14 protein-coding genes are annotated in these 13,338 nt (G+C 57.8%); all 14 read left to right on the top strand.

The genetic code is table 11. The features are described 5' to 3' along the window. Window position 1 precedes the first annotated feature (1 nt). The 14 genes from AC3IX4_RS19965 to AC3IX4_RS19900 all read left to right on the top strand — a co-directional run bounded on the left by AC3IX4_RS19965 (window position 2) and on the right by AC3IX4_RS19900 (window position 13,286). A complete protein-coding gene (locus tag AC3IX4_RS19965) occupies window positions 2-478 on the top strand; it encodes a head-tail connector protein (RefSeq protein ID WP_489257118.1) in 477 nt (158 codons plus the stop codon). Next, window positions 478-813 carry a phage head closure protein gene (locus tag AC3IX4_RS19960; protein ID WP_489257117.1) on the top strand — a complete coding sequence of 112 codons (336 nt, stop codon included), beginning with the start codon at window positions 478-480 and terminating at the stop codon, window positions 811-813. Before AC3IX4_RS19965 ends, AC3IX4_RS19960 begins: the two co-directional genes overlap by 1 nt. Next, window positions 806-1,279 carry an HK97-gp10 family putative phage morphogenesis protein gene (locus tag AC3IX4_RS19955; RefSeq protein WP_489257116.1) on the top strand — a complete coding sequence of 158 codons (474 nt, stop codon included), beginning with the start codon at window positions 806-808 and terminating at the stop codon, window positions 1,277-1,279. Before AC3IX4_RS19960 ends, AC3IX4_RS19955 begins: the two co-directional genes overlap by 8 nt. Next, on the top strand, window positions 1,279-1,647 hold the full coding sequence (locus tag AC3IX4_RS19950; protein ID WP_489257115.1) for a DUF3168 domain-containing protein: 369 nt from the start codon (window positions 1,279-1,281) through the stop codon (window positions 1,645-1,647). Before AC3IX4_RS19955 ends, AC3IX4_RS19950 begins: the two co-directional genes overlap by 1 nt. A gap of 54 nt (window positions 1,648-1,701) precedes the next feature. After that, the gene (locus AC3IX4_RS19945; RefSeq protein ID WP_489257114.1) at window positions 1,702-2,196 is read left to right on the top strand and encodes a phage tail tube protein; all 495 of its coding nucleotides are present in this window, start codon (window positions 1,702-1,704) and stop codon (window positions 2,194-2,196) included. 9 nt (window positions 2,197-2,205) lie between these two features. Next, window positions 2,206-2,556, top strand: a complete 351-nt coding sequence (locus tag AC3IX4_RS19940) for a phage tail assembly chaperone family protein, TAC (protein WP_489257113.1) — start codon at window positions 2,206-2,208, stop codon at window positions 2,554-2,556. A 29-nt stretch (window positions 2,557-2,585) separates the two neighbouring features. Then, window positions 2,586-2,849: a phage tail assembly protein T gene (locus AC3IX4_RS19935; protein WP_489257112.1), complete on the top strand. Its 264-nt coding sequence runs from the start codon at window positions 2,586-2,588 to the stop codon at window positions 2,847-2,849. A gap of 77 nt (window positions 2,850-2,926) precedes the next feature. Continuing rightward, on the top strand, window positions 2,927-3,325 hold the full coding sequence (locus AC3IX4_RS19930; RefSeq protein ID WP_489257111.1) for a hypothetical protein: 399 nt from the start codon (window positions 2,927-2,929) through the stop codon (window positions 3,323-3,325). 62 nt (window positions 3,326-3,387) lie between these two features. Beyond that, the gene (locus AC3IX4_RS19925) at window positions 3,388-6,693 is read left to right on the top strand and encodes a phage tail tape measure protein (protein ID WP_489257110.1); all 3,306 of its coding nucleotides are present in this window, start codon (window positions 3,388-3,390) and stop codon (window positions 6,691-6,693) included. 15 nt (window positions 6,694-6,708) lie between these two features. Continuing rightward, window positions 6,709-7,191 (top strand): DUF1833 family protein, encoded by a 483-nt coding sequence (locus AC3IX4_RS19920; RefSeq protein WP_489257109.1) that lies wholly within the window; start codon window positions 6,709-6,711, stop codon window positions 7,189-7,191. Then, a complete protein-coding gene (locus tag AC3IX4_RS19915) occupies window positions 7,188-7,646 on the top strand; it encodes an NlpC/P60 family protein (protein WP_489257108.1) in 459 nt (152 codons plus the stop codon). The genes AC3IX4_RS19920 and AC3IX4_RS19915 overlap by 4 nt, the downstream gene beginning before the upstream one ends. After that, a complete protein-coding gene (locus AC3IX4_RS19910; protein ID WP_489257107.1) occupies window positions 7,567-10,629 on the top strand; it encodes a host specificity factor TipJ family phage tail protein in 3,063 nt (1,020 codons plus the stop codon). The genes AC3IX4_RS19915 and AC3IX4_RS19910 overlap by 80 nt, the downstream gene beginning before the upstream one ends. Window positions 10,630-10,662: 33 nt before the next feature. Further along, window positions 10,663-11,118, top strand: a complete 456-nt coding sequence (locus AC3IX4_RS19905) for a hypothetical protein (protein ID WP_489257106.1) — start codon at window positions 10,663-10,665, stop codon at window positions 11,116-11,118. 203 nt (window positions 11,119-11,321) lie between these two features. Beyond that, window positions 11,322-13,286: a hypothetical protein gene (locus tag AC3IX4_RS19900; RefSeq protein WP_489257105.1), complete on the top strand. Its 1,965-nt coding sequence runs from the start codon at window positions 11,322-11,324 to the stop codon at window positions 13,284-13,286. Window positions 13,287-13,338 lie beyond the last annotated feature (52 nt).

The raw sequence follows: 13,338 nt of genomic DNA, 5'->3' as shown, positions 1-13,338 counted from the left end.
GATGAGTGTGATCTCCATCAATTTGGCTATGCACCACCTGCTTGCAGAGCCAGAAGATCAGGCGTTGGTCCAAGCTCAACTGGACGCAGCGGAAGAGGCTGCGATGCAGTTTCTGAACCGTCGATTTTATGCTGATCAGGAAGCGCTGGACGCAGCAAAGGCGGGGGTGGGCCTTGAGATCCAGACCGCCCTCGACACCAGCGCTGCAGCGGTAGAAGAGGCGAACGCCCAGCAGGATCACGGCGTGCGCTGCAGGATGCTCGAGCATGCCCGTCAATCCCTCGCGGATGCCTATGACAAAATCGACGCTAAGGCCTACGGCCTGGTTATCAACCCAGCAACTCAGGCAGCCTGCCTGCTGAAGCTGGGCCACCTGTTTGCCAACCGAGAAGAGGTGGTTACCGAGGGCTTAGCTATGGAACTGCCGCTCGCTTCGAAGTCATTGCTGATGCCATACCGCATCCGGATGGGTGTGTGATGCGCGCCGGTAAGCTTCGGCATCGGGTGACTTTCCAGAAGCCCCATTACGAGCAGGACGAAGTGACCGGGGAAGTGATCAAGACCTGGGTCGACCTGTGGCTAAAGGTGCCGGCGTCCGTTGAGCCGTTATCGGCCCGTGAATTCATTGCGGCATCCGCTATCCAGGCAGAGACGTCGGCACGGATCGTTATTCGTTACCGTACCGGCATTGATTCGACCCTGCGCATTTTACATCGGGGAAAAATCTACAACATCGCGGGGGTGCTGGCCGACAAAGGTAGCGGCCTTGATTACTTGACGCTCCCAGTGGGCGAGGGGGTCAACGATGGCTGACGCAATCTCATCCAGGCTTCAAGGCCTCGGTCCTGCCTTGGAAAACATGCGTAGCTTGGCACCGAAGCTACGACGCAAGGGTCTGCGAAAAGCGGCCAGGCAGGCGATGAACATTGTTCGCGATGAGGCTAAAGCTCGCGCCAGGGCGCTGGACGATCCAAAAACCAACGAAAAAGTCTGGAAGAACATCGTCACCCAGGAGTCCGCTAAACAGTCCCGCCTTGAGGGCGGCGTGGTAATGCGTGTCGGGGTGCGCGGCGGGGCTGGCGCGAACCAGCACAGCAAGGATGCCAGCAGTAACCCGGGCGGCGACACCAGGCACTGGCGCTATATCGAGTTTGGTACCCAGCACACGCCGCCTGCGCCCTTCATGCGGCCGGCCTTCTCGCAAAACGTCATGGCGGTCACTGACCGGTTTGCTTCTGTGTTGAGCCAGGAGATAGATTCCGTCCTGAGGGGGTCTTGATGGACGCGCCTATTTTCTTGGTTTGCTCTACTCAGTCAGAAGTCGCCGCGCTGCTTGGATCCGGCGGCAACTGCCGCCTCTACTCATACGGCGAAGCCCCGGAAAAGACCGCAAAACCTTATGCGGTCTGGAGCGTGATTACTGGCAATCCTGAAAACTACCTGGCCGGCCGCCCTGATGCTGATGGGGTCACTTTGCAGGTGGACGTATATGCAGCGACTGGCGGATCTGCCATAGCGGTTACCAAGGCACTTCGGGATGCCATCGAGCCGCAAGCCTACGTCGTGCGCTGGGGGGCGTCTGATCGAGACCCGAAAACGAAGGACTACCACCGAAGTTTCGATGTCGACTGGATAGTCCACCGCTGATTCAACTAAGCCCGCCCTGTGCGGGTTTTATTTTGCCCGACAATGGAGAAAACCATGTCTCAGAAAGCTCAGGGTGCCCAGCTTTACGCTTTGCTGCCCCCGCCAGGCGGTACCGGTCCGATGACCGTTCTGGAGATCGAATGCCTCACCGCATTCAGCCCTGGCGGGTCGCCTGCGGATCAGATCGACGACACCTGCTTGTCCGACTTGGACCGGAAGTACAAGAAGGGATTGCGAACTCCTGGCCAAGCCACCGCAACAATCTTGGCCGACTCCCGCAACGCCAGTCACGTCCGAATGTTCCAGCTTTCGCAGGATGATGGCGATGACGACATCAAGTGGGCACTGGGCTGGTCTGACGGGAAAGACATCCCGCCCACCGTAAACACTGAGGGCGACGATTTCGAGCTGCCGGCCACTCGCACCTGGTGCTTGTTCGAAGGCTATGTCGCGGACTTCCCTTTCGACTTCGCAAGTAACGCACTGGTCAGCACAGCGGCCACCATTCAGCGCTCAGGCAAGTTGACCTGGATCGTTAAAACGCCATAAGGACAAACCATGAATCTCAAGCAACTGAAAGAAAAAGGCGGGATTGTTGATGGCGTCCTGATCAAAAAGGATGTGACCTGGGTTCACCCGGATCCGAAGAGTGGCGAGCAGGTGACTGACAAGTTCGCTGTGCACATTCGTCGCCAGTCATTCGGCGTTATCGAGCGTCTGTTTGCGCCCGGCGAGGCCGAGGAAAGCCGGAATGCCAAGTACATTTCGGCCAGCGTCACCTTGGGCCTGTCTGGCGAGGAATCCATTTCTTACGAGGACGCTTTTGCCCTTGAGCCCTCGCTTGGCTTCGCAATGCTGTCCGCAATCAATGAAGTTAACGGCACCGGGAAGGTGCAGGAAAAAAACTAACGACCGTCGATGAGTTCTGGCATGAGTTGGTGCTGAACAACATCGGCGGGGCAACAGTTGCTGAAGCCAAGGAGCGGCTCAGCTATGACGAGTATCTGGGCTGGATCGCGTACAGGGCAAAATATGGAACTCTGGATCGAAACCGCAGGCTTGAGCGTGGGTTTGCAATGCTACTCGCCCAGGCAAATCGCATTTCAGGTGGCACCGCAGACCTCGATGACTTCATGATTTACAGTGGTGAGGTCACCCAGCCGGGCGTCAGTCTGGATACTGCGATGGCAGAGTGGATCTAACGTCTTCCCTGATGCGATCGGAGTACAGCTATACGTAATGATGGTAAATTGCCTTCACTTTCAATGGAGGTGAAATAATGCGGGCAATTCTTTCGTTAGTCGCAGGCGCTGTTCTATTGGCTGGCTGCGCAAACAGCCAGCAGACGGAGGCGCTTAGGGCGGAGGCACAACGAACCACGCCGCATTGCCTTTCAGAAGATGAATGTCAGGTGATGTGGTCTGCAGCGAGAAGGTGGGTATTGAATAATGCTGGGACAAAAATTCAAAATTACGGCGTTGATTATTTTGATACATACAATCCCATGGCAAATAGCCCAAGGCTTGCAGCGCAGGTCTCTAAAGAAGCTATTGGTTCGGGCAAGTATCGGATCGTAGCAAAGCTTTGGTGCGACAATATTTTCGGCTGCCAACCAGATTCGTGGCAGGCGCTGCTCGATTTCAATCGATCGGTAAGCTCGTCTGTCGGGACGAATTAAATAGCTGTCATTTTCAATATAAACCCGCCACGGCGGGTTTTTTTATACCTGGAGAAAACTGAATGGCATCCCGGTCTCTTGGCACTTTGACGCTCGATCTAATCGCCAGGATCGGAGGTTTTCAGCAGGGCATGGACCGCGCCGCGCGTGACGCCCAGCGCAGTATGAGCCAGATCGAGCAAAGTGTTCAGCGTGCCAGCTCGGCGGCAAGCGCTTCTATCAAGGCGCTGGGCGCGGCGGCCGCGGCCTATTTGGGCACCCGAGAAATAGCAGAGTACTCACAAATTTGGGTGGACGTGCAAAACCGGATCAAGCAGGTATCCGTATCGCAAGAGCAGTTCTCGACATCACTGGCTAACGTTTATCAGGTTGCTCAAAACTCTCATTCGGCCCTAGATGCGACTGCCGAGCTTTATCAGCGTATTGCCTCTTCCGCGGATGTACTTGGTGCCAGCCAAGAAAAAGTTACTCAGGTGACGCAAAATATCAGCAAGGCCATGTCGGCAAGTGGTGTCTCCGCCGAGGCGGCAAAGGGTGCGCTGATTCAACTTGGCCAGGCATTCGCCTCTGGAACTTTGCGCGGAGAAGAGTTGAACTCCGTCCTCGAGCAGTCGCCCGGATTGTCTCAGGCAATTGCCAATGGAATGGGGGTTGCTGTTGGTGATCTCCGATCGCTAGGTGAAGCCGGCAAGCTTGCTTCGAAGGCGGTTTTTGACGCGATCTTGAGCCAGACGCAGGCAATTGATGATCAATTCGCTCGCGCTCAAACGACTATCGCTGGTGCTTTTCAGGTTCTTGAAAACAGTGCTTCGAAGGCGATCGGCACACTGGATGATTCGCTCGGCGCAACCAAGGCATTTACCGAAGCAATGCTTGGCCTGTCAAGATCCCTAGACGAGGCCGGCCTACAGACAATCGTGCAGATCCTGCAGACCGGGCTCTACGTCGCCCTGGCTAGAGTTGGCGCAGCGCTGATCAGCTCATTGCAAGCATGGCGAGCCACAAGCGTAGCCGCAAAAGAACAAGCCTTCGCTAGCTCGGTTGCTGCTTCCGGAGAGTTGCGTCGCGCCGAGGCTGCTCAGGTCGCGGCTAGCGCCGATCTGGCAGCCGCTCGGCAAGCTGTTACTGCTGCGCAGGCGAAGGTGGCAGCAGATCGTCAAGTGATGGCTTCCGAGGTTGGCCGAATTCAGGCGGTTCAAGGTGCGATTGCTGCAGAAAAGCTTCTTGAGTCTCAACGTCTCAAGGCGCAGATAACCGATTTGGGGCGGCAGCAATCTGTTGCTCGCATGGCCGAGCTGCGCCTGGCGGAGTTGGCGATCACCAAACAGCTCACGACTGCTGAGGCTCAGTTGGCTGCGGTAACTGTCGCAGGCTCTGCACAAATGACCGCTGCATTGGCGCAACGCACTGCCGCGACCGAGGCGCTGGCAGTTGCCAATGGTCACGTCACAGCGACGCAACTGGCTGCGACCACCGCTACGACTGCAGCGATGGGAGCTTGGTTCTCTGCTAGTACCGCGCTGGGCGCCGGGCTGGTAGCTCTTCGAACGGCTGGTGCTGGCGTATTGCGTATGGCTGCCGGCTGGCCTGGCTTAATTCTTACTGTTGGTGCGTTGGCTTTTTCGTTTATTGATTTCGGCGACAAGGCAGAAGCAGGGTCTGGAAAGGCGGCTGATGCATTCGAGGATGCATCAACGCGCATTCGTCAGGCCTCCCGCAACATGCTCCCGGACAATCTTTCAGGGCAGTCGTATGACCAATTGCGGGAAAAGCTAAAAGGCTTGCAGGGTCAGCTGAAAGAGGCCGAAGCGCAGCAGGTTCAATTCCAAAAAGGGGTTGACGATAAAGGTGATGTGCCATTTGAGTCGTCTCTTGATTCCGCCAAGGAAAAAGCAGAAGCAATTCGACTGGCAATCCAGAATGTTCAGAAGGTTCTTAATGGTAACGAGTTCGCATCAAGCAAAAGCGGGTCAAGTTACCTCGACAGCCTGAGCAAGCAGGCTGTGCTGGCTGGAAAGTTGACCGAGACCGAAAAGCTTCGGGCGCAAGTCCAGGCAGGCATCCTGAAAATGAGCCCGCAAGATCTGGCTGACGCGGAGAAGAAAGCGGCAATTATCGATAAGGCGAACGCTGCGTTAAAGACTCAAAAATCCGGCATAAAATCAGACGCATCCAATCAGAAAGCATTCGACACAGCAGAAGAGAACTATCAGCGTCAGATCGAGCTGATCAATACCACGACCGATGCGCGAAAGAACGCGACGGAAGTTGCCAAGCTGCAGTTCGAGATAGAAAGCGGCAAGGTTGTCGGCATCAATGCGCAGCAGCAAAAGCGACTTGAGAGCCTGGCCGCCGAGCTAGACAGTCTGAAGAAGTTGAAACAGGCCAACGAAGACGCCGCCAAGCTGGCGGCATTCAGTGCCACTCTGAAAGATAGCAATCAAACGATCAGACAGGGCTTTGAAGTTGAGCTGGCTGGCGCGGGATCAGGCGACAAGCTCAAGGAGCGTCTGAAGGCCGACCTAGAAATCCAGCAGGATTACGACAAGCAGGTCGCAGACCTATTTAAGCAGCGCAACGCGGGCGATATCAGTCAGGAGCTGTACGACCAGGAAACTGAAATGCTCAGCGAGGCTCTCGCCGAGCGCATGGTTATCCAGCAGGACTATTACAACCAGCTCGATGACGCCCAGGTCAATTGGATGGATGGCGTGGGCGCTGCCTGGAACGACTATCTGGATCAGGCTCGGAATATTTCCGGCCAAACCAACGGCATGTTTTCGACCGCCTTCTCAGGAATGAACGATGCGCTCTACAACTTCGTAACCACGGGCAAGCTCTCGTTTTCGGATATGGCAGCAACCTTCGCTCAAACCGCCCTACGAATGCTCATTCAATGGGGTACGGCTCAGGTGGCCATGGCCGCTTTGAACGCCTTCACATCAACGGCTGCCATCCCCATTGTCGGCCCTTTCGCTGCACCCGCCGCGGCAGCTTCGGCCCTGGGGTCCGCCGGCAGCTTCATGGGCATGATCAACTCTGTCGCGGGCATGGCGCACGACGGTATCGACTCTGTTCCTCAGGACGGCACCTGGCTCCTGCAGAAAGGCGAGCGCGTTACCACTGCTGAAACCAGCGCGAAGCTTGATCGTACGCTTGACCGCGTTTCCAAGGATTCCAACGGAAGCGGCTCAGGGAATGCGCCAATTATCAATGTTTACGAGGACAAGAGCCGAGCTGGCCAGGTCAACACTCGCCAGCAAGATGGGCAATGGGTGATCGATATTGTGGCGGACAGCTTCTATGGAGAGGGCGATCTGCATCAACTTGGCACGCAGAAATACGGCTGGAAATCCCAAGGCAGCTGATCAATGGAGAGCCTCATGAACCCCATCAACGTCTGCTACGCCTCCGCAGGCAACGACATGCTCATCAGCACCCTGGAGGCGGTCTGTCCGATCTGGACAGAGCCTGTGCTCATCTGTGCAGGATTCGATGACTACACCTGCGGCACCGAGGACGGCCGAACTCTGACGTTTCCCGCCATGGGCTTTGAGGAATCATTGCCCAAGCGCGACAACAGTGGCTCGCAGAACCTCACCATCGTCATGGACAACGGCAATGGCCGGGTCCAGGAGAAGCTTGAAGAAGCCCGGGTAGCTGAAGCGCGAGTGACCATCACCTATCGACGGTACCTGGAAAGCGACCTGAGCTATCCCCAGGAGCGCTTTCACCTGTCACTGCTCAGTCGACAGTACGAAGGCATGCTGGCCACGCTCACATGCGGCCTGTTCGACTTGCTCAGTACCGAATACCCACGACAGAAACTGACGGCCAACATCGCGCCAGGGTTGATCTTCGTATGAGCGCGATCGCCAAGTACATGCGCGCACCGTACCGAGATGGCGGCCGAGGGCCTATGGCGTTTGATTGCTGGGGCCTGTGCATCGCCGTCCGGCACCAGGTGTTCGGCCTGGGACTGCTGCCGAGCCTGGGCAATGTTGGTCGCAACCGGCTGCGCGAGAACACCGCGGCCTACCACGACATCAAGGCCGGCATGGAAGAGTGCCAGCCAGAGCCCGGCGCAATTGCCGCAGTGTTTCGAGGTGATTATCTGGCGCATATCGGCGTGGTGGTCGAGGTCGACAACCAGTTGAAAGTGCTCGACACCAACCCTGGTGGCCCGCGGCTACGCCCCGCGCGCGACTTCGAATCCGACTACCCCAGAGTGATTTACTATCGTGATCGAATTTTTCCCGAACAAGATCGCCGACTCGATGCCGCTGGCGACCTATACGACCAATCGGCGGATGAGCCTTGAAGAATGGCTGATGTTGCAGTCGCCGGCCTATGAGCGCCGCGAGAGTCCACCCATCAGTATTGTCATCAATGACGAGCTGATCGATTCGCACCTGTGGCACAAGGTCAAATTCAAGCCGTCTGACCACGTCCAGATTTGGCGGGAGCCCAAGGGTACTGACCCGTTCTCGATGGCGATTGCGATGTTCAAGGGCATCCAGGCGGTCAGTAAATGGCTCATGCCGAAGATGCCCGGCACGCCATCCACGGTCGGCACCCAGCAGGGCAACCCGCTCGATGAGGCCAGCGCCAAGGGTAACAAGGTCAAGCTGGGCGAAACCATCCGACATATCGCCGGGCATCAGAAGGTGTTCCCGTCGTATCTGGCCGAGCCGCGCACCTGGTTCGCCGCGCCGCGCGAGCAGTGGGTTGAGATGCTGCTGTATGTGTCGGCGGGCGAGGTGGATATACCCCTCAACAAAATCAAGGTCGGCGATACGCCGCTGATCTCGCTGGGTGCCGATGCGGAGGTGACGATTTATCCACCTGGTGCAAGCGTGCTGGGCGATACCGCCTCGATGCTTTGGTACAACGTTGGCGAGGTAGGCGCGAGCTCCAGCGGATCAGCGGGCCTTGAACTGACGGTGTCGACGAGCATTACGCCGTCGGCCACGGCAGCGGCCTACCAGTTCAACGGCGATGCGATTTCAATCCCCGCTGGTGCTGGCAGCTTTCCGGCTGACTGGGCGAGCGGCTTGATCATTCGTGTCATGGCCCCCTACGAATACACCGTGCTCGATGGCGGGGCAGGACGCGATATCGTCCAGGGGCCGCTGTCCATGCTGAGCCCCACGGTGGGCATGTTGATCGAAGTGCAGGGGTCCAATGCCGGTAACTATGTGGTTCATAGTTACACCCCCTACGTGGCGCCAGTTCCACCCACTGCCGGTACCGCGTCGACGATTCTGGGCTCGAGCATTCCCTCGCGCTACGACTTCGACGTCACCCCTCTGACGTTTACGGTGACTCGCGGTTCAACGCCTTATTCGGTGACGCTGAACACCGACGCCACGGACCTGGCTGGATTAGTGGCCGCATTCAATACGGCGAAGGGCGCCGCTCCGTTTGTTGCCAGCGCCTCGTCTGGACGCGTGCTGATCACCGAGACCGGCACATTTATGGGGCTGGCCATGGTGGCCACTGGCGCTACCGACATCCTCGGCTCCAGCCCAACCAATACGACTGGTATAGCGGCCAGCAGCGGGACACCAGAGCAGCAGGCGCAGATGACGCTCAACTACGACGGCGGCGCACCGGTGAGCGGGCTTGCGCTGGGCTCCGGGCTGGCCACTATTGGTCCGCGCGGGCTGCGCTACCGGATCACCGCTTTTGGATCGTCGATCATGACGGTTGAGCGGCTGACCTCGGCGGGCGCGGTGGATGCTACATGGCCGGGTTTCAATGTGATGGAAACGGTCAACGGCGTGATCAATCTCGATCCCTCCAGCCTGGAGGGCGGATACCGCGGCCCGTTCGCCTGCAGCCCAGAGAATGAACTGGTGACGCACATCGAGTATTCGGTGTTCGCCCAGAACGGTCTGATAGGCATTGGTCGTACCGGCTATGAGTATGCGGTGACGTCCTCGCACCAGTTCGAGTACCGCGACATGGACGCGGCCGGGGCCTGGACGGTGTTGCCGCAGACAGTCAGCGGTCATTCGCGGGATGCCCAGGGCTTCACCTTCCGCCATGCGCTGCCATATCCGATGCGGCCTGAATGCCGGATCAAGCGCCTGCCGAAAATTGGCGGCGTGAATTCGGCCGAAGTTATCGACGACATGATGTGGTACGGGCTTCGCGGCCTGCGCCAGGTACGGCCGGCCAGCTATCCAGGCATGACCATTATTTCGGCCAAGATTCGCGGCGGTGACCGGCTCTCGTCGCAATCCGAAAGCCAGGTCAGCCTGGAGGGTACCCGCGTACTTCCGGTCCGCAGTGGCGGGGCGTGGCAGCCGGCGCAGCCAACCCGGCACATCGTGCCCTGGTGCCTGAATGTCCTCACATCGAGCGGCTACACCGATGCGGATATCGATCTGGCGGAGTGGGATCGCCATCACGACATCTTCGCGGCGGCTGGCCAGTATTACGACGAGACCATCGACGCCGGCAGCACGATGAAAGACCGGCTGAATGACGCACTGGCCTGCGGATTCGCCGAGCTTGTGATCAAGGACGGATTGGTCAGCCTGGTGCGTGACGAGCCGCGCTATGTTTTCGATCGCGAGTACGGCCCCAAGACCCAGACCTATTCGCCGCAGAACATGACCAAGGCGCTCAGCATCAACGGCCCCATGGCATCGACAAACGATTTCGACGGCGTCGACGTGGAGTACTACTCAAACGTGACCTGGGCATGGGAAACCGTGCCGTGCCGCTGGCCGGGCGATGCGGGCAACAAGGTCGAGAAAATCAAACTTCCGGGTGTCGGTGACCGGGACCGGGCGTATCGGTTTGGGATGCGCCGACGGGGGCATCAGAAATTCAGGCAAGACGTATATGCCTGGGAGACCGAGCTGGCCGGGCTCAACTCCGGTTATCTGAGCTTTTGCGCGGTGGCCAGCGACACTCCGGGACAGTGCCAGAGCGCTGAGCTCATCAGCGTCGAGGCGGCGGGCGGTGGGTTTGTGGTTGAGTCCACCGAGCCGCTGGATTGGACGGCCGGCGGCGTGCACAAGATCGCCTTCAGTCGTCCTGACGGCTCTTTGTCTGGCCCTTATGACGCGACCCTGATTGATGAGGTCCGCGTGCTAATCGCTGAGCTCGACTTCAGCCCTGACACCAGCATGGAAATCAGCCTGCCTCAGATCCTGTTTGGCCCAGAGAGCAAGTGGGCCTATCCGGTGCTGGTGACCAGGTCCGACCCGTCGAACGGAAACGTGTCCATGAAAGGGATGCCCTACGACGACCGTGTTTACACCTACGACAACGCCGTGGCGCCGGCTTGATGCTGGCGCTGCACACAGAAGGACGCCCGGCACATGCTTGCATTCCCTGACGCTCTGCCGATGCCCCAGAGAGAGGGCTACGGCTTTGAGCCAGTTAGCCCCATGGCGCGAACGCCGCTGGTTAATGGGCGGGCAATTCAGCGCCGAGCCTTTCGGAGCACTCCAACCGTTGCCACGGTTACTTGGCTGTTGTCGGACGCCCAGGCTCAGTTCTTTGAGGGCTGGTTCGAGCACATTCTGATTTCAGGAAGCGAGTGGTTTGAGTGTCCGCTCAAGACCCCTTTGGGAATAGAGCCGCATCGAGCGCGGTTCAAGGGCATGTACAGCGGGCCTGATCTTGTCGGCGTCAGCCAGTGGCGATTCACCGCCAGCCTTGATCTGTTCAAGCGTCCGCTGATCGACAAGGACTGGATGGTGATCGCGCCGGACTACGTGCTGCACTCCGACATTTTCGACCGTGCAATCAACCGCGAGTGGCCTGCGGGCTAGTCATGCGCAAACACGTCTACGTCGGCCTTTCCGACGACTGACACATTCTTCATTCGGCCTACAAAGTCTCCGCCGGTACACTGCCGACCGATCCTGTTTTGAGGTTGGTCGTAATGGTAAATCGCCGGCAATTGATAAAACTCAGCGCACTTGGTACCGCATCGTTTGCGGCGCCGACGGCATACTCCGTGAGTGAGATGACCATGAGCTACAACACCGGCAACCCGATCGGCAGTACCAATCCGAAGGATCTTTTCGATAACGCAAAGTGCCTCGATAACTTCGCCAATGGTCCGGCGGCCACGTACAAAGATCGGCTTGGGGTAAATCGAAAAAGCATCCCAGGGATGATTGCTGAATTCGACGCTGATCAATTTACAAGAGTAGGCGAGTTTTCATCGTTTCTTGAAGCAAGTGGCTTCGAAGCTCCAGTCGAGTATGTTGCGGACCTGGAAATTACACGACCAACGCAGACCGTGAGATTTAGTGGCGAACTGTACAGGGCAAAAGACGCGAGCTTGCCATTCACTACCACCGATTGGGTGACTGACGTCACGAAGTTCGTGGCTGTTGGCGATGCGGCGCTGCGCCAGGATCTCTTCAGCCATGGCGGGCCGCTTAATGCACCTTATGTCATTACTGGCCGCGCAAATATCCGAAACCCTTACTGGGGGTCGCCCATCATCGACACCGATGATCCTGCTGCGGCTTCGGCAAACGCAGCAGCCATCAATCGTATGCTCGCCAGTGGCAGCACCAGTTATGAGCTCGACGACTTCACTCGGTCTATCAACAGTCCTATCCTGATTCCTTCGCCATCGAGAATGGGGATTCACGGCGCAGGCAAGGAGGCCAACGGCTTGCTGTGGGTGGGCGGTGACGAGCCGATCATTGCCAGGTCGAACTATGCCGACCTGGACGCGGAGGGCTCGCACAATATCCGCATCTATGACCTTAGGATCACGGACCTGAAAGCCGACCGGGTGACGAACTGGTCGATTGACTTGACCAACGGAAACTCCTGCTCGCTCTACAACTGCCATCTGGACTTTCCGGTAGGTACATTGCGCACCTCAAAGAGTGGAGTCGCATTGGGTAAGGCTCGGGGCGGAACCTATGCGGGCACGACGTTTGTACCTGCACTTCAAAATACCCGGCTTGTAAACGGGACGGTTCTGCTCAACACCACTGACTGGGCAATAGATGGAGACAGTCAGATCTGGTCGCTAGGCCGCGACCATTCCGTCATGGCCAGCGGAGGTGGCACAATGGCGCCGGGCCTGCAAGTCGTACCAGGGCGCGAGGCAGGTCTTTACCTGTTCAGCGACGTCGGGTTCAACATTGGCACGCTGAAGGTTCTGGGCGTCTACTTCGACGGAAACACTGATCCGCTGAACTTCACTGGCTGGGGTATCCGCACGGCACCGGGTATCGCCATCGAGCGAGCCATAATCCTGGGCAACACTTTCTGGCACTTGAACCGTGGTGCCATCAATGCCGCGCATTTCTATGGCGGCCAAATCGCGATGAACGTGTGTGATGATTGCGATTCCGGCGATGTCGGAATTGCTGACATTGATATTCCGGACCTGTATGGTGTCAACATCAATAATACCCATATGCGCTCGGCCAATGCGCCCAAGACGGGGGCTGTGCGAGCGAATATCGCGCCGCCGGTGATCCTGGCTGGAAAGCCTCTATTTCCATCGTCGAGCATCGGCGGGGAAGTTGGATTCACCAATGTGTACACCGACGCCTCTATCACAAACCGCGATCTGTTCCATGAGATAACCGGGTCGTTCAAGTTTGAGCTGCCCCTGGCAGTTCTTCCAAGCGCTGCTCTGTACCGCGGGAAGAGCATCTCTCAAGGTGGTGCTCAGTGGTTCAGCGACGGCTCGATCTGGCATCAGACCAGTAACAACAGACTGCCGGCAGCTACGGGCAACTTCAAGGCGGAAACCTCGATATCCAGAAAGGTGCATATTCAGGACATTACCGTATGGACGAACGGGCCACCGGGGGCAATTGGCCCATGTCACCTTGATACCGAGTGGACATCGCCAGGCTATGCCGCCCTCGTAGTACGTCAGCTGTCAAACGGGGCCATTTACTCGATGAGTTATGCCGCAGGCGTTTGGCAGCCATGGATAACCAATAGCCCCACCTGAGTCAGCTGATCATCGAGGCCCGCCATTGAGCGGGCATTTTTTCGCCTGGAGA

It is taken from the genome of Pseudomonas sp. KH_021, assembly GCF_057838865.1.
The sequence above is the reverse complement of the archived record's forward strand: the minus strand, read 5'-3'. Positions and strand labels throughout refer to the sequence as shown.